17 protein-coding genes are annotated in these 15,863 nt (G+C 35.8%); 11 read left to right on the top strand and 6 right to left on the bottom strand.

All coding sequences use genetic code 11. The features are described 5' to 3' along the window. Window positions 1-97: 97 nt before the first annotated feature. Window positions 98-313 carry a hypothetical protein gene (locus EL260_RS22705; protein WP_123857764.1) on the bottom strand — a complete coding sequence of 72 codons (216 nt, stop codon included), beginning with the start codon at window positions 311-313 and terminating at the stop codon, window positions 98-100. A 434-nt stretch (window positions 314-747) separates the two neighbouring features. Here EL260_RS22705 and EL260_RS22710 point away from each other — a divergent pair, with 434 nt between their 5' ends. From EL260_RS22710 to EL260_RS22730, 5 genes are read left to right on the top strand one after another with little or no spacing between them, the layout of a single operon-like run. Next, entirely contained in the window at window positions 748-1,599 is an 852-nt protein-coding gene (locus tag EL260_RS22710; RefSeq protein ID WP_123857765.1) for an alpha/beta fold hydrolase, read from the top strand. Next, entirely contained in the window at window positions 1,599-2,069 is a 471-nt protein-coding gene (locus EL260_RS22715) for an RNA polymerase sigma factor (RefSeq protein WP_123857766.1), read from the top strand. Before EL260_RS22710 ends, EL260_RS22715 begins: the two co-directional genes overlap by 1 nt. Continuing rightward, window positions 2,059-2,652, top strand: a complete 594-nt coding sequence (locus EL260_RS22720; protein ID WP_123857767.1) for a hypothetical protein — start codon at window positions 2,059-2,061, stop codon at window positions 2,650-2,652. The genes EL260_RS22715 and EL260_RS22720 overlap by 11 nt, the downstream gene beginning before the upstream one ends. Further along, window positions 2,649-3,263 carry a class I SAM-dependent methyltransferase gene (locus tag EL260_RS22725; protein WP_123857768.1) on the top strand — a complete coding sequence of 205 codons (615 nt, stop codon included), beginning with the start codon at window positions 2,649-2,651 and terminating at the stop codon, window positions 3,261-3,263. The genes EL260_RS22720 and EL260_RS22725 overlap by 4 nt, the downstream gene beginning before the upstream one ends. 59 nt (window positions 3,264-3,322) lie before the next feature. After that, window positions 3,323-5,107: a M43 family zinc metalloprotease gene (locus tag EL260_RS22730; RefSeq protein WP_123857769.1), complete on the top strand. Its 1,785-nt coding sequence runs from the start codon at window positions 3,323-3,325 to the stop codon at window positions 5,105-5,107. 61 nt (window positions 5,108-5,168) lie between these two features. On the opposite strand, the gene EL260_RS22735 is transcribed toward EL260_RS22730, so the two are convergent. The 3 genes from EL260_RS22735 to truA form a co-directional block, all read right to left on the bottom strand. Further along, entirely contained in the window at window positions 5,169-6,929 is a 1,761-nt protein-coding gene (locus EL260_RS22735; RefSeq protein ID WP_123857770.1) for an ABC transporter ATP-binding protein, read from the bottom strand. A 174-nt stretch (window positions 6,930-7,103) separates the two neighbouring features. Further along, complete coding sequence (locus EL260_RS22740) at window positions 7,104-7,457, bottom strand: hypothetical protein (RefSeq protein ID WP_123857771.1); 354 nt, start codon at window positions 7,455-7,457, stop codon at window positions 7,104-7,106. A 23-nt stretch (window positions 7,458-7,480) separates the two neighbouring features. Then, the gene (gene truA, locus EL260_RS22745) at window positions 7,481-8,212 is read right to left on the bottom strand and encodes a tRNA pseudouridine(38-40) synthase TruA (protein WP_123860608.1); all 732 of its coding nucleotides are present in this window, start codon (window positions 8,210-8,212) and stop codon (window positions 7,481-7,483) included. 108 nt (window positions 8,213-8,320) lie between these two features. On the opposite strand from truA, the gene lpxK reads away from it, so the two are divergent. The 6 genes from lpxK to EL260_RS22775 all read left to right on the top strand — a co-directional run bounded on the left by lpxK (window position 8,321) and on the right by EL260_RS22775 (window position 14,134). Further along, the gene (lpxK, locus tag EL260_RS22750) at window positions 8,321-9,346 is read left to right on the top strand and encodes a tetraacyldisaccharide 4'-kinase (protein ID WP_123857772.1); all 1,026 of its coding nucleotides are present in this window, start codon (window positions 8,321-8,323) and stop codon (window positions 9,344-9,346) included. Next, window positions 9,330-10,145, top strand: a complete 816-nt coding sequence (locus tag EL260_RS22755; RefSeq protein ID WP_123857773.1) for a purine-nucleoside phosphorylase — start codon at window positions 9,330-9,332, stop codon at window positions 10,143-10,145. The genes lpxK and EL260_RS22755 overlap by 17 nt, the downstream gene beginning before the upstream one ends. 203 nt (window positions 10,146-10,348) lie before the next feature. Continuing rightward, window positions 10,349-10,864, top strand: coding sequence for a TlpA family protein disulfide reductase (locus EL260_RS22760; protein ID WP_123857774.1), 516 nt, complete (start codon window positions 10,349-10,351; stop codon window positions 10,862-10,864). 77 nt (window positions 10,865-10,941) lie between these two features. Next, window positions 10,942-11,397 (top strand): GNAT family N-acetyltransferase, encoded by a 456-nt coding sequence (locus tag EL260_RS22765; RefSeq protein WP_123857775.1) that lies wholly within the window; start codon window positions 10,942-10,944, stop codon window positions 11,395-11,397. A 121-nt stretch (window positions 11,398-11,518) separates the two neighbouring features. Then, the gene (dinB, locus tag EL260_RS22770; RefSeq protein ID WP_123857776.1) at window positions 11,519-12,613 is read left to right on the top strand and encodes a DNA polymerase IV; all 1,095 of its coding nucleotides are present in this window, start codon (window positions 11,519-11,521) and stop codon (window positions 12,611-12,613) included. 48 nt (window positions 12,614-12,661) lie between these two features. Beyond that, window positions 12,662-14,134 (top strand): alpha-amylase, encoded by a 1,473-nt coding sequence (locus EL260_RS22775; RefSeq protein WP_123857777.1) that lies wholly within the window; start codon window positions 12,662-12,664, stop codon window positions 14,132-14,134. A gap of 52 nt (window positions 14,135-14,186) precedes the next feature. Here the strand turns inward: EL260_RS22775 and EL260_RS25745 are convergent, their stop codons facing one another. Both EL260_RS25745 and EL260_RS22780 read right to left on the bottom strand, forming a co-directional pair. Beyond that, window positions 14,187-14,354: a hypothetical protein gene (locus EL260_RS25745; RefSeq protein ID WP_164466567.1), complete on the bottom strand. Its 168-nt coding sequence runs from the start codon at window positions 14,352-14,354 to the stop codon at window positions 14,187-14,189. Window positions 14,355-14,488: 134 nt separating this feature from the next. After that, entirely contained in the window at window positions 14,489-15,850 is a 1,362-nt protein-coding gene (locus tag EL260_RS22780; RefSeq protein WP_123857778.1) for a carboxylesterase family protein, read from the bottom strand. Between the last annotated feature and the right edge of the window lie 13 nt (window positions 15,851-15,863).

Below are 15,863 nucleotides of genomic sequence, written 5' to 3' on the forward strand. Positions count from 1 at the left end.
CTACTGTCTTAATAGAACCTGACCTATTCGCAGATATTTAACTATACACTTTATAAGAAAACCGGCGCCGCAGAAAATCTGTGGCGCCGGTTATATTTTAGTGATAAGCTTGTTTGAATTTTTCTATCATATTGTCCAGATTATGACGCTGAACATACACAGTCTTCACCTCTTCATATCGCGGTGATTTGTAGAAAACTTCATGAAAATCCATACTTCCATTTCCTACTTTTACTACTTTCTGTACTTCGATATTAAGTTTTTTTAGTTCGTCCTTAAAAACTTTAAATTCATCTTGAATATTATTACTCATTTATATTTTTTAGTTTTTAGTTAAAAATTCCATTTTTGTCTACCTACCCCATCACTTCCCGGGGCAGCGACTTAAACTTTCAATAAATTTAATAATTTTTACCAATATAAATACTATTAACTCATTATTTTTTAATTTTAAACACCCAAAATGTAAAAATTTAATTTATTTCACAACCACATTAATCACATACCAGAGAGGAAATACAGATAAACAGACCTAAACATCGCATGAATCATGATTTTTATCATATCTGTCTCTAAAAATCTAACCGTAGAGAAAGAATAATTATAAAATTTCAAATGGTATTTTTCCCTTATCATAACGGATTGCACAGAAGAGATAATATTTTTTCAAAAAAAATAAAAAAACAGTGTAACATTTTAAAAAGGCAGGTCTCTAAAAGACAAATAAACCTTAAAACTTTAGAAATCATGAAAAAATTTACATTCCTCCTTATCATCATGTTATTTTTTGCAGCAGTATGTAATATATTTGGTCAGGAAAAAACATACCCGTTTGAGGTAAAGAAAACCGGAAAGGGAAAACAGTCTTTAATTCTTATTCCCGGATTTGCTTCTTCAGGAGATGTATGGAATGAAACAACTGCAAAGTTTGAAAAAGATTTTACCTGCTATACGTTAACCATGGCGGGATTTGCAGGAGCAAAACCTGATGCTGATGCCAGCTTCAAGGATTGGGAAAAGGGAATTGCAGCTTATATAAAGGCTTATAAAATTGAAAAACCTGTTATCATTGGACACAGTATGGGAGGCGGTCTTGCGCTGGCCATCGCAGCGGATTATCCGGAGCTGGTAGGCAAAATTGTTATTGTAGATACTTTACCCTGCCTGGCTGCAATCTCTAATCCTAATTTTACGTCCAAAGAAAACAACGATTGCTCATCAACCATTACTAAATTTACAACAATGACCGATGAAGACTTCCGTAAAATGCAGACTCAGTCTATCCCTCGCCTTCTTGCAGATACTTCTATGCAGAGTACCGTCATTGACTGGAGCATGAAATCTGACAGAAAAACATTTGCCAAAATGTACTGCGATTTCTATAATACTGATCTCAGGGAAACCATCAAAAATATACAATGTCCTTCTCTTATTCTTCTGGAATCTTATTTTGTATTTATGAAACCATCAATTGAAGCACAGTATACAAATCTTAAAAACGCCAATTTTCAATATTCCACAAAAGGACTTCATTTCATTATGTATGATGATAAAGAATGGTATTTTAATCAGCTCAATAACTTTTTATCTTCGAAATAATGGTATTTGAGGATATTTACGAACTCTACTGGCAAAAGATATTCCGTTTGTGTATGGGATATGTCAATGATACCGATCTAGCTCAGGATCTAGCTCAGGAAACCTTCATCATCGTATGGCAGCAGCTCCCGAAATTTAGAAATGAATCCAGCATCGGAACATGGATCTTCAGAATCGCTTCCAATAATTGTCTCCGACAGATTGAAAAGGAAAAAAGATTTTCCAAAACAGACCTCCCCATCAATCTGGAAGAAAAAAAACAGGAATCTATGGAGCCTCAGATACAAATGCTGTATCAGTTTATTTCCGAGCTTCCGGAAACGGACAGAATCATTATCTCTCTGGAACTGGAAGAAGTAAAGCAAGCTGAAATAGCACATATTGTAGGACTTTCAGAATCCAATATCCGGGTAAAAATTCATAGGATCAAAGAAAAATTAACACAAAAATTTAAGCACAATGGATACTAATATTGATTTTAAAAATATCTGGAAGCAGCAGGCTTCTCCAAAACCTAATATAGAAGAACTCCTTAACAGACTGAAAAAGTTTAAAAATGAAAACCTTCGCAAACTGATCCTTACCAATCTCCTATTGATTGCAACCAGTTTATGCATTGCTTTTATATGGTATCGTTATCAGCCCCAGTTTACCAGTACAAAAATCGGGATTGTGCTTGTCATTCTGGCTATGGTTATTTTTTTGCTGGCTTACAACAGAATGTTTATGATTTTTTATAAAATTGACAATACCCAATCTAACAGTGAATATCTCCAGAATCTATATCTGGTTAAGAATAAACAGAAGTTTATGCAAACCACTATGCTTAATCTGTATTTCATTATGCTGTTCCTTGGAATATGCCTGTATATGTATGAATATGCTCTAAAAATGTCATCCGTTTCTGCCATTTTAGTATATACCATAACTTTGATATGGATAGGTTTCAATTGGTTTTATATCAGACCTAAAACTATAAAGAAACAACAAGGAAAAGTTGACGAATTAATTAATAAATTTGAACAAATAAATAATCAATTAAAGGACTCATGAATTCTTCCACCAATAAAAACCACTGGGAAAATGTGTATGAAACTAAAAATCCTGACCAGGTAAGCTGGACACAGGAAAAACCTCAAACATCCCTTGATTTTATTCATTCTTTCGGATTGGGAAAAGAAGCTAAAATCATTGACATTGGTGGTGGAGATAGTACTCTGGTTGATTTTCTGCTTGAAGAAGGTTATGAAAATATTACTGTATTGGATATTTCTGCCAAGGCTTTGGAAAAAGCAAAAGAGAGGCTCGGAGACCAGGCAAAGAAGGTAAAATGGATTACTACAGACATTACAGCATTTGAACCTGCTGAAACTTATGATATCTGGCATGACAGAGCGGCCTTCCATTTCTTAACAACTCCGGAGCAGATTTCAGCATATATTGATATTGCAGAGAAAAATATAAATAAATTTTTAGTTCTAGGAACCTTTTCCAAACATGGACCAACTCAATGCAGCGGACTGGATATTCAGCAATATGATGAGGCTTCTCTTTCTGAAAAATTTATAGAAAGTTTCGATAAGCTCCAATGTATTATGGAAGATCATACGACTCCTTTCGAAACCACTCAAAACTTTGTTTTCTGCAGTTTTAAAAAGCACTGACCCTTATTGTTTTTTTATTTATTTTTGGTGTAGAAAAAACAACACTTAAATAAATAACTTTGAAAAAACTATTATTTCTGCTTATTACAACAACTTTATCTTCAAATTTTTATTCACAGAATGTAGAATTTTTAGAATGTGGAACTGACGAATTAATGAGAAAACATTACGCAAAGTTCCCCAATGAAAAGGTTCAGGATGATACCTTCAATCTGGAATTATCAAAAATGGTCAAGAGCGGCAAATTAGCGGCGAAGAATGGTCAAAACCAGATCTATGAAATCCCAATTGTTATACATGTTGTAGGAGATGGAAGCCCAATAGGAAGCATTAATAACAAATCCGATGCTGATATCATTGCCTGGGTAAACTATACCAATGGTGTTTTTGCAGGAAATGCATCCAGTGGAATGGCCGCTACAAGCTCTCCTTTACCTGTAAAATTTGTTTTTGCGAAGGTAGACCCTAATTGCAATCCTACCAATGGTATTAATAGAATTGATGCTTCCAGCCTTCCAAAATACGTAAGTGGCGGAGTAAATGATGACAATACCACCAATGCTGTACCTGCAACACAAATTACGGCAATGGGGCAATGGGACACTAGCAAATACTACAATATCTATGTTGTGAAAAAACTAACATCCAACGCAGGAGCATTAAATGGATATGCTTATTATCCGGGAGGAAGCAACGATTATTCCTTTATGGCCACCAGCGCCTCGGCAGTCAATGCACAAACCCTTGCTCACGAGTTTGGCCATGCTTTAGGCCTAAGACATACCCACGAAGGATATAATGCTACTACAGGAGATTGCCCTGCCAATACAGATTGTACCCTGAATGGTGATTTGGTATGTGATACTGAACCTATGAAAAGTCTTTATCATACCTCTGTTCCTAGAAATTGCCAGACCGGACAAATCAACCCATGTACCAGCCAGCTTTATGCTGGTGGGGAAAGAAATGTAATGGCTTATACCTTTTGCTTCAGAGATTTATTTACTCAGGGACAAACAGATCGTGCAACAGCACAACTTCTGAAGTACAGACAATCATTAATCAACTCTCCGGTTGCTGCAAGTATAACTCCTAATAACAGTGTATCTCTTACTGGCGCATGTACTCCAACAACAATAAATGCTCCTGGAAATTATAACATTGGAATTACTTCAGTAAAGTTTGGGAGCATCAATAACTCTTCCAACAGCTACAAACAGGCAATTAATAACTTCTATGAAAACTTTACCGGCAACTACTGTATGGGAATCAGCAAAACGACAATTCCCAGCAATACAGCCACTACCATCCAGGTTGCTCCGGGACTAAATAACAGTCACAGAATAAAAGCATATATTGATTACAACAATGATGGTCAGTTTAATGAAATTACAGAAGCGATTTTAAATCAAACGGGAGTAACCAGTGGTTCATTTGCGACTGCTTCTGTCACCCCTCCATCAGATGCTGTATTAAATACTCCTTTAAGAATGAGGGTTATCGGTGATTTGGCAGGTATTACCATTACGTCATGCTATACTCCAGAATATGGGCAAGTGGAAGATTATTCCGTAACCATAGTACCGCAGGCTTCATTATCTGTAAATGATATAACTTCAAAAAATAGTTCATTCATCACCAAGGATGAAAATTCAGTATATGTAAAAGGGGAATCAAAAATTGCTTCATTTCATATCTATGATGCATCAGGAAAGCTATTGGTAAACAGAACAGACATCAATGCTTCTGAATTTAGATTTCCTGTCAATCAAAGGAGCACAATCATCATAGTGAATGTTGTTCTAAAAGATGGAAAGGTACTGACTAAAAAATTAAAATTCTAGATCCTTTCAATAACAAAAAAGAGAGCATTTGCTCTCTTTTTTTATAGATTCAAATACGTTTTTATTTTGCTTCCTTTTCTTCTTCCAATTCCACTTCATGTCGAAGTTGTGCCTTGTATAAAGTAGCGTAGTATCCGTTTTTATCCAAAAGTTCCAAATGCCTTCCCTCTTCTACAATTTTACCATGCTCCATCACAATAATTTTATCTGCTTTTTCAATAGTGGAAAGTCTATGGGCAATAATAATGGACGTTCTGTTTCTGGTAATTTTTTCCGTGGCTCTCTGAATCAGTTTTTCACTTTCATGGTCAATGGAAGAAGTGGCTTCATCCAGAATCAGGATCTTTGGATCTGATAAATAAGCTCTCAGGAAAGACAGTAATTGTCTTTGACCTAAGGAAATAGATGACCCTCTTTCACTTACAACATAATCATAGCCGCCCGGAAGCTGTTCAATGAACTGATCTACTTCAATTTCTTTAGCTCCGGCCTTTATCTTTTCAAGGGTGATACTATCGTCTCCAAACGCAAGGTTTTCAAAAATACTTCCATGAAAAAGAAATACATCCTGCAATACTACTCCGATATGACTTCTCAGATTATAAAGCTCATAGTCTTTTAAATCCACATCATCGATAAGAATATTTCCTGAATTGATATCATAAAGTCTTGTAATCAAACTGATAATGGTGGATTTACCCGCTCCGGTTGCGCCTACAATGGCAACGGTTTCCCCAGGATTCACCTTAAAATCAATACCTTTCAGTACTTCCTGTTTTTCATCATAGGCAAAGTGCACTTTCTGGAATTCAATTTTACCGGCAAAGTGATCTTTTTTCACTATCCCTGTATTGGTCATCGAATTATCTTCATCCATTAACCCCAGTACTCTTTCTGCCCCTACAATTCCTCGTTGGATATTATTGAATCGGTCTGCAATCTGTCTTAAAGGACGAATCAACATTGAGATATACTGAATAAAAGCAATCACTACCCCGGCACTGATCGTAATATATCCACCATAAAACAAGATAAATCCAATAAATAATGAAGAAATAAGTTCTACCACAGGAAAGAACAATGAGAAGATGAAAACAGTTCTCAACAATGCTCCTTTCAGCGTAATATTGATATCATCAAATTTTTTAAATTCTGACTCTTGCCTGTTGAATACCTGAATGATAGACATTCCTGCCAACCTTTCCTGTACAAAAGAGTTTTGTGTAGACGTCCAGTTTCTTTCGTCCCCAAAAGCTTTTTTAAGCCTTTTCTGGAAAAACCTTGTGATCATCACCATTAAAGGCAGAATAGCAAGCGTAATATAACTCAGATGAACGTTTGTACTGAACATCATCACCAACACAAATACAATTCTCAGAATATCTCCGAAAACCATCAGAAATCCGTCTGTATACACTGTTGCTATAGTTTCTACATCTCCTACCGCACGGGTTACTAATTGACCAATCGGTGTTTTATCAAAGAATGATGTTTTGAAATAAATCAGTTTAGAATATAAACGCTCTCTGATATCCCGGATTACATTCTGTGAGATAAAGTTTGAAAAATAAACCAGGAAAAAATTTAAAATGGTTTCTGCAAACACCAATCCCACAAGGATATAGATATGTTTCATCATCAAAGCTTTATCCTGCAGCTTTGTGATGTCATTATCCACCACTTCCATGGTCAGATATGGTCTGTAAGTAGAAACTATAGAGAGTATTACGGAAATTATTAAAGTAAGGATGAACCAAGAACGAAACTTCATTCCAATAAAGAACAGCCTTTTTACAATTCCCCAGGTATCTTGTTTTTTCATTATACGAATCGAAGAAAAGAATTAAAATTCTATGCAAAAATAAGACTTTATAAATTGTCAGCCTGTACAACTTTTGCAAATCATCATAGAAAATGTAAGATACCTATCATTTACAGAATGAATATCTTTCACAGATAAGCTTATTTTTACGGATACTTTTGAAAGCTTTATTTTTCAATTCTTTGAATCTTCCGAAATCTTCCCGATCTGTTGAATTTCTATGGAGGGCTTTTGCAGATTTTCATTCTTATATCTTCTTTCAAGAAGCAGATAAACACCCCATACCGCAAGAAGAGAAAGTAACCAACCAACAAGATTAGCGGCAGAAAAGCCTGTATAATTTAGATTATTTACTGCCTCTGGATCAGTAGAAGCTAAATAAACACCATAAGACATTCCTAAAATAATCTGAGTACCCAGGTAAACCCCTACAGCTAAAAGCCCCAGCTGCCATTTTACTTTTCCGAATTTTTCTGCTAACCGGGCATAATATCGATACGCTCCAATAAGAATAAGAATTGATAACATGATTATAGTTTTTTAGGTTTTATTTAAAATTCATAGCCTACATCTACGAGATATAATCCATGGGCAGGAGCAGAGGTTCCAGCAGCATTACGGTTTTTATCTTCAATGACCCTCCGAAGATCTTCCGGTTTTAATTTTCCTGTACCAATCTCCACCATTGTTCCTACAATAGCGCGAACCATATTCCTCAGGAAGCGGTTGGCAGAAACGGTAAATTTCAGATCTGCCCCATTCTGTTCCCATTTTGCGATATACATTTTGCAGATGTTCGTTTTATTATCGGTTTTTAATTTGGCAAAACTTGTAAAATCTTCATATTCAAAAAGAATTTTACAGGCTTCGTTCATTTTATTGAGATCCAAAGATCTCTTCCAATGCTGCCAGGCAGATTCTTGGGTAAACGGATTTTTCTCCAACGAAATATAATATTCGTAGGTTCTATAGGTTGCGTCGAAACGGGCATGAAAATCATCTTTTACCTTAAAAATTCTATCAATTGAAATATCAGGTGGCAGAAAACTGTTCAGTCTTCGTGGAAGCTGATCGCTCAGCTCTTGCTCCGTATCAAAATGTGCAAATATTTTTTTAGCATGAACACCAGTATCCGTTCTTCCGGCACCGGTAGTTTTAATCTCTTCTCTTAAAATGGTGGAAAGTGCTTTTTCCAGTTCTTCCTGCACAGAAATAGCATCCGGCTGTATTTGATAGCCAAAATAATTCTTTCCGTTGTAAGAAAATTCTATAAAGTATCTCAATGTAATGGTATAACTCCACAAAAATACTTTAATTTAACGAAATATTTGTTGAAAAGTCTTTGAGAATATTACTCCAATGCTTATGAAAATTCCTATTTTTGCATTCGTATGAAAAGATGGTACCTTTATCCTTTTTCCCTTGCTTATCATATGGTAACGGGTATCCGAAACACAATGTATGATCTGGGGATTTTTAAGTCGACAAAATTCAAGACACCGATAATTAATGTCGGTAACCTCTCTGTGGGCGGAAGCGGAAAATCGCCTATGGTGATGTATCTCGCTCAATATTTATCCAAACATTACAGAACCGGAGTCCTTTCACGAGGTTACGGAAGGCTTACTAAAGGCTATGAAGTAACGAATTATGAGAGCAACTACAAGGTTGTAGGGGATGAAGCCATGCAGCTTTTTGAACGTTTTAAAAACCGTTTTGTGATTGCTGTTTCAGAAGAACGTGTTCCTGGTGCCAAAAAAGTGATTGAAGACATGGATCTTGGAGTACTGATTTTGGATGATGCTATGCAACACCGCGCTATTAAAGCGGGATTCAATATTCTGATGACTGATTTTAATGATCCGTTTTTTAAAGACTATCTTCTTCCTGCCGGAGATCTTAGAGAATCCAGAGCGGGCTCAAGAAGAGCAGATATCATTATGGTCAGCAAATGTCCTGATGAGCTTACAGAGGAAACCAAAAGGTATTATATTTCAAGAATCAGACCTTCTCATAACCAAAAAGTATTCTTTTCATCTATCGGTTATGACGAAAATGTATATGGAAAGGATAAAATGCTTCCGGATAACAATCTGAACTATTATGATATTCTACTGATTACAGGGATTGCCAATCCAAAACCACTGTTGGAGCATCTGGCAAAATTCTCAAAAAGGGTTACCCATCTGAAATTCAGAGATCATCATAATTTCACAGATGATGATATTAAAAAAATCCTTGCGGAATATAAAAAATTAGGAGAATATAAGCTGATATTAACCACAGAGAAAGATTATGTTCGTCTGAAAACTTTTGATTATCTTAGAGAAATTGTTTACTACTGGCCTATCAATGTAATTATTGATAAAAAGGAAGAATTCAATCAAATCATCTTAGATTATGTTAGAAAAAATTAAAGAGACAGCAAAGTTTATCAAGAATATCATTCAGGACACTCCTGATTTTGCTGTTGTTTTAGGATCCGGACTTGGGAAGCTGCAGAATGAAGTAGAACCGATCCAAGTTTTAGACTACAAAGATATTCCCAATTTTCCACAAACTACAGTGGTAGGACATACCGGAAAACTTATCTACGGAATATTGGAAGGGAAAAAAGTACTGATGATGAGTGGCCGTTTTCATTATTATGAAGGACATTCTATGGAAACTGTGACTTTCCCTATCAGAATTTTTCATTCATTGGGAATTAAAAACCTTATTCTTTCCAATGCTTGTGGTGGTGTAAATCCTGCCTATAGTATTGCAGATATCGTTATTCTAAAAGATCACATCAATATGATGCCTGAACATCCGCTTCGAGGCAAAAATATTGATGAGCTCGGACCACGATTTGTGGATATGAGCGAACCTTACAACAAAAAAATGATTGCTGTAGCGGAACAGGCTGCTGCAGAAAACAATATTAAAATCCATCAGGGAATCTACGTTGCCCTGCAAGGCCCTACTTTTGAAACTCCTGCCGAATACGGAATGATTAAAGCTATTGGCGGTGATATGGTAGGAATGAGTACCGTTCCTGAAGTGATCGTTGCCAGACACATGGGTATGAATGCATTTTGTATGTCTGTAATTACTGATCTTGGAGGACCAGACATTGCCTTTGCTGTTTCTCATGAAGAAGTTTTGAATGCTGCCAATAAAGCAATGCCGAATGTAATTACCATAGTAAAAGGCTTGATTAAAAACTATCAATAAAAAGTTTTACAGTTATTCAATCGAAGACGTGATATTCCACCCCTCTGGAGGTTTTTCAAATTAAGGGTTTGGCAGATGTTTTTTTCCTCAACTATTTGTATAATTTCATAGAAATTGTCAATAATATAAATTTTTCCCAATTCATAAAAAAATAATCTTGAATTGGTATTCATTGCTTAGTTTTGTGTAAATGAAATTGTAGAATGAGAAAGTTGTTATTAATTTTTATGATGGGTGTGTTTGGCTTAAGCTATGCACAAAAAATTCCTACTGCTCTTAAAACAGGGTTTTCCAAAGAAGCCTTAAAACAAAAACTGGAAGATGAGGATGGAAAAGCAATTACCATCCAGGAAATATTAAATCAGCATAAAGGAAAAGTTTTGGTGATCGATTTCTGGGCCGGATGGTGTAGAGACTGTCTTCAGGCACTCCCAAAAGCTGAAATATTAGAAAAAAACAACCCTAATGTTGACTTTGTTTTCTTATCACTGGAAAGATCTAAAGAAGGATTTGATAAGAGTCTTGTAAGATTCAACATGAAAGAAAAAGATAATTACTGGTTTGCATCAGGCTGGAAAAATGATTTCAACAATTATGTGGATCTTAACTGGATTCCAAGATATATGATTATCGATCAGAAATCTGCTATTGCAAAATATTACGCTATTTCTCCGGAAGATCCTGAGATTCAGCAGACCATAGACAAACTTTTAAAATAATTTTTAAAACATCAAAACCTTGAAGTTTAAACACTCCATAAAAGCGGAATGTTTAAACTTCATCTATTTCTTATACCATGATCACAAGAGAAGCCACAGAACAGGATTTAGAAATCCTTTTAACCTTTGAGCAGGGAATTGTTTCTGCAGAAAGGCCTTTTAACAGTACATTGATTGATGGCGAAATCCATTATTATGATCTGAATGAATTCATACAATCACCGGAGGCAACTTTAGTTGTTGTAGAAGACAATAATGAAATTATCGCATCCGGTTATGCTCTTATCAAAAATTCAGAGAAAGATTATAATAAATTTAAGAGCTATGCTTATCTGGGTTTTATGTATGTAAAACCTGAACACAGGGGAAAAGGTGTCAATAAAATAATTACTGATGCGCTTATCAACTGGGCAACATCCAGAGGAGTTTCAGAAATAAGACTGGATGTGTATGCTGAAAATGAATCTGCTATAAAAGCTTATGAAAAAGCAGGTTTTGAACCTCATCTTCTTACCATGCGACTAAAGCCGTGAAAGGGCGGGAAGATGGAAGCAGGAAGTAATTTGATACTATGATTGTCAATTTCCTCTCTAAACTTCAAGCTTCCTGATATAAAAAATTTACCATAAATACAGGAATCCATATCTTTGTCATATGGATTTTTCTTTGCCGCTTCGTAAAATTATTCACGTAGATATGGACGCATTTTATGCTTCTGTAGAGCAATATGATAATCCTGCACTTAGAGGAAAACCTATTGCTGTAGGTGGTCAACACCGAGGTGTAGTAGCTGCTGCAAGTTATGAGGCTCGAAAATATGGGGTTCGTTCTGCTATGCCTAGTAAAACAGCCAAAGAGAAATGTCCAGATCTTATCTTTGTTCCGCCCCGTTTTGCACGCTATAAAGAAATCTCAAAAATGATCCGTGACATTTTCTATGAATACACAGATCTTGTAGAGCCGCTCTCATTAGATGAAGCCTATCTTGATGTTACCGAAAATAAAAAAGAAATAGAATCTGCCAACCAGATTGCAAGGGAGATTCGTCAGAAAATATTTGAACAAACGGGTTTAACTGCATCTGCAGGAATTTCTGTGAATAAATTTTTAGCCAAAGTAGCTTCCGACATTAATAAACCTAATGGTCAGAAAACCATCCATCCTGACAAAGTGGAAAACTTCTTAGAAGAATTACCTGTGGAAAAATTTTATGGTGTAGGAAAGGTTACTGCTAACAAAATGTTTAGTTTAGGCATTTACAAAGGAAAAGATTTAAAGAAAAGAACCTTGGAAGATCTGGTAAGAATCTTTGGAAAATCAGGAAAGCATTATTATAATGTCGTTCGCGGTATTCATACTTCTGAAGTAAAACCTCATCGGATTCAGAAAAGCGTGGCTGTGGAAAGAACTTTTTTTGAGGATCTTTTTGATGAACAGCAAATCAATGAAAAACTGGAGAGCCTGAGCCAGGAACTTCATCAACGTTTACAGAAAAATAATATTCTCGGAAGAACTTTAACCTTAAAAATTAAGTATAAGGATTTCTCGCTTTTTACAAGAAGTGTAACCAGAGAGGAGTACTTTACGTCTCCGGAAGAATATTTCAATACAGGAAAAAAACTTTGGGAGCTACGCCCATTTGATAAAGCTGTTCGCTTGCTTGGGCTATCACTTTCTCATTTGAACACGGAAGAAAAAAAGCTGGTTTCCGTTCAACTAAAAATCCCGTTTAAAGAATTTGAAAATTAACAGGTCATATTTTTTCGCTAACTTGTATTCCACAAATCAGCAAATTATATGAACCCAACAATGATTCAGTTTTTCCACTGGTATTCTGAAGGTGATGGAAAGCTATGGAAAGCAGCCGAAAAACAGTCCAAATACCTGGCGAAACTGGGAATAACTTCTGTATGGTTTCCTCCTGCTTATAAAGGGGCAAATGGTGGATACTCGGTAGGATATGATACCTACGATCTTTATGATCTCGGAGAATTTGACCAGAAAGGAACCCTGCCAACCAAATATGGAACTAAAAAAGACTATGTAAAAGCAATCAACGCTTTAAAAAAACAAAATATAGAGGTTATTGTAGATATTGTTTTGGGCCATAAAGCCGGGGGTGATGAACTGGAGAAGTTCAATGTGGTAAAAGTGGATGAAAACAACAGAGAAAAAGTGATTTCCGATGTTATGGAAATAGAATCCTATACCAAGTTTACTTTTCCGGGAAGAGGAAAAAAACATTCTGATTTTGAATGGAATTTCACTTGCTTCAGTGGTGTAGATTATGCGGAAGGTATGGAGTCTCATATTTATAAGATACAGTCTGAATATGGCAATGATTGGGAGGAAATGATCCACGATGAAAAAGGAAATTATGATTACTTGATGTATAATGACATTGAGCATAGAAATCCTTTTGTTCGCGAAGAGCTTAATACCTGGGCCAAGTGGTATTTTGACGAAACAAATTTTGATGGTGTTCGACTGGATGCTTTAAAGCATATTTCCTTTGACTTTTATAAGGAATGGCTCACGCTGCTCCGCTCCAATACCGGAAAAAACATTTTTGCTGTAGGAGAATACTGGGCTCCCGGATATCTTCATCTGCTTCAAAAGTATATTGAAGTAACCGAGGGCTGTATGAGTCTTTTTGACAGCTCACTGCAAAACAATTTTCATAATGCATCTAAAGAAGGGGCTTCCTATGATCTCAGAAGAATTTTTGATGAAACCCTCACCCAAGCTGATCCTTTACATTCAGTGAGTATAGTTGCTAATCATGATACGCAGCCGTTGCAGGATTTGGAAGCTCCTGTTGAACCTTGGTTCAAACCTATTGCCTATGCTTTGATTCTATTGCGAAAGGATGGGTATCCATGTGTTTTTTATCCGGATTTGTATGGTGCCCATTATACTGACAAAGATAAAGAAGGAAATGATCAGGAAATATTTATGCCTAAAATAGATGGTATTGAAGAGCTTCTGAAAGCCAGAAAAGATCATGCTTATGGAGAACAGCGAGATTATTTCGAGGATGCCAACTGTGTTGGATGGATACGCGAAGGTGATGAAACTCATACAGGCTGTGCTGTAGTTCTTAGCAATAAAGATGCTTACAATAAGCCGATGGAAATAGGAAAGCGATATGCCGGAAAAAAGTGTAAGGACCTATTAAAAAGGTTTAAAAATAAGATCCCCATCGATGAAAATGGTTGGGGAAATTTTCCTGTACCTGCCGGCAATGTAAGTGTCTGGATTCCGGAATAAATAAAAAAGCGTACCCAATAATAAGTACGCTTTCTTTTTTCATATGGTTGTATTAACATTTGATACCTCTACAACTCCATAGATCAGGAGCCCACTCACAACAGATATTGTCTTCGTTATAAAAGCAACAAGTTCTGTCTCTGATGATGATTCCACCATTTACATTTTTTAGTTCCTGACGGTCAATTTTTCGTGCATTGGAAGTTTTTTTGATTTTCATAATTATTATTTTTTGAATTTGTAACTCAAATATAAACAATATATTACAATTATTTTTAAATAAAATCTACCAACATCACAATTTCATCTACCTAATTATTAAATAATAATGTACAAACTAAAATTATTGAAATTTTAGTTTGTATCATTCTGCAGAACCTGAATTTTTCTGAGTTCTAAAATTTCTGGACGTTCTGATGAGTCTGATATTGTTCCGTTTCTTGCAAATTCAGCCCACAGCGCTCTTAATTTTCTTCCGTGCTTTTGAATACGTTCCCAGGGAATATCTTTTAGCAGTTCAGAGGATTTCCAGGCAGATTCGTTACCGAAAATTAGAGGAAGGTCAATACAATGGGGGGCTCCAATAACATTCTCTTTTAGGTTGGAATGGATCTTAAAAAAATAAATATTACCTCCTCCTTTTGCATAGTTTTCTGCAAATTGCCTGGCTGGAGCTCCATAGATAATGTCTGTTGTTTTTTCAACAGTTTTATCCATAATTTTTAGCCCCAACCCTTTTCCAAAGTATTTATTTAAAGCTTCTGAAGTTTTGAGATAAAATGCAGTTTCATCATTATTGAAGCCAATAAGTACATCATATCTTTTAGCATTTTCACTCCATTGTTCAATAGATTCTTCTTCATTACATAAAGGAGGAAATCCATATTGGACTCCAAAAGGCATAGCAGCTTTCAATCCATATTTCATAATAGACGGAACTAATTTCCCATAATCATCCATCATCTTATACACATCCACTTCATCTTTAATATCTTCTGTTTTCTTCAAAAATTCAGCAGACATTTTCTTTCTATTATGACGTAACCCTAAAGGTGCACTCTGAATAATTACCCTATGAAACAAATGAGCAGCTCCTTTTGATATCATCAGATGAGCAATGGCATCTCCTCCTGAAGACTGACCAAGCAGGGTAACATTTTCCGGATCTCCTCCAAAATCTGTAATATTAATTTTGATCCATTTCAATGCTTCGATCATATCTAACAAGCCTAAATTAGGTGGTCTTTTTTCATCACCCCCTAAAAAACCAAAGAGTCCCAATCGATAAGAGACCGTAACCACAATGATATGTTGTTCTTTTACCCATTCTGCAGGATCAGCAGTGGGCAGATCACCACAACCAATCTCGTGAGAGCCCCCGTGAATCCAAACAACTACAGGAAGTTTTTCATTTTCCAAGATATTTCCGGGACGGTTTACAGAAAGATATTGAGTAGATTCTTCAGGCACAAATTCTTCAACAGGGGTCCTGCCAATCATTTTTTCTACAAGGGGACTCAATTTTTGTGGACAAACCGGAATTTTATCCTCAAGCCTGTTATCATAGATAAAATGTTTAAGAGGAACAGGTTTTTGAAACCTTTTGGAATAGGCGTAACGAATACTTTTAGCTTTTATTATTCCATCTTTCTTCAATCCTGTAATAATCCCAAAGCGGGTATTGAACACATGAGTTTCTTGATGCTGTGATTTCATGGTGATTGGTAAA

Source organism: Chryseobacterium nakagawai (genome assembly GCF_900637665.1).
Lineage (GTDB): Bacteria > Bacteroidota > Bacteroidia > Flavobacteriales > Weeksellaceae > Chryseobacterium > Chryseobacterium nakagawai.

What these genes read in the sequence shown, in the direction of transcription:
- lpxK (WP_123857772.1), top strand. Translation starts at nt 8,321, where the DNA reads ATGAAAAGATGGTACCTTTATCCTTTTTCCCTTGCTTATCATATGGTA.
- EL260_RS22740 (WP_123857771.1), bottom strand. Translation starts at nt 7,457, where the DNA reads ATGTTATCAATTCTTATTCTTATTGGAGCGTATCGATATTATGCCCGG.
- EL260_RS22720 (WP_123857767.1), top strand. Translation starts at nt 2,059, where the DNA reads ATGGATACTAATATTGATTTTAAAAATATCTGGAAGCAGCAGGCTTCT.
- EL260_RS22735 (WP_123857770.1), bottom strand. Translation starts at nt 6,929, where the DNA reads ATGAAAAAACAAGATACCTGGGGAATTGTAAAAAGGCTGTTCTTTATT.
- EL260_RS22755 (WP_123857773.1), top strand. Translation starts at nt 9,330, where the DNA reads ATGTTAGAAAAAATTAAAGAGACAGCAAAGTTTATCAAGAATATCATT.
- EL260_RS22765 (WP_123857775.1), top strand. Translation starts at nt 10,942, where the DNA reads ATGATCACAAGAGAAGCCACAGAACAGGATTTAGAAATCCTTTTAACC.
- EL260_RS22725 (WP_123857768.1), top strand. Translation starts at nt 2,649, where the DNA reads ATGAATTCTTCCACCAATAAAAACCACTGGGAAAATGTGTATGAAACT.
- EL260_RS22760 (WP_123857774.1), top strand. Translation starts at nt 10,349, where the DNA reads ATGAGAAAGTTGTTATTAATTTTTATGATGGGTGTGTTTGGCTTAAGC.
- EL260_RS22705 (WP_123857764.1), bottom strand. Translation starts at nt 313, where the DNA reads ATGAGTAATAATATTCAAGATGAATTTAAAGTTTTTAAGGACGAACTA.
- EL260_RS25745 (WP_164466567.1), bottom strand. Translation starts at nt 14,354, where the DNA reads ATGAAAATCAAAAAAACTTCCAATGCACGAAAAATTGACCGTCAGGAA.
- EL260_RS22780 (WP_123857778.1), bottom strand. Translation starts at nt 15,850, where the DNA reads ATGAAATCACAGCATCAAGAAACTCATGTGTTCAATACCCGCTTTGGG.
- dinB (WP_123857776.1), top strand. Translation starts at nt 11,519, where the DNA reads ATGGATTTTTCTTTGCCGCTTCGTAAAATTATTCACGTAGATATGGAC.
- EL260_RS22775 (WP_123857777.1), top strand. Translation starts at nt 12,662, where the DNA reads ATGAACCCAACAATGATTCAGTTTTTCCACTGGTATTCTGAAGGTGAT.
- EL260_RS22710 (WP_123857765.1), top strand. Translation starts at nt 748, where the DNA reads ATGAAAAAATTTACATTCCTCCTTATCATCATGTTATTTTTTGCAGCA.
- EL260_RS22715 (WP_123857766.1), top strand. Translation starts at nt 1,599, where the DNA reads ATGGTATTTGAGGATATTTACGAACTCTACTGGCAAAAGATATTCCGT.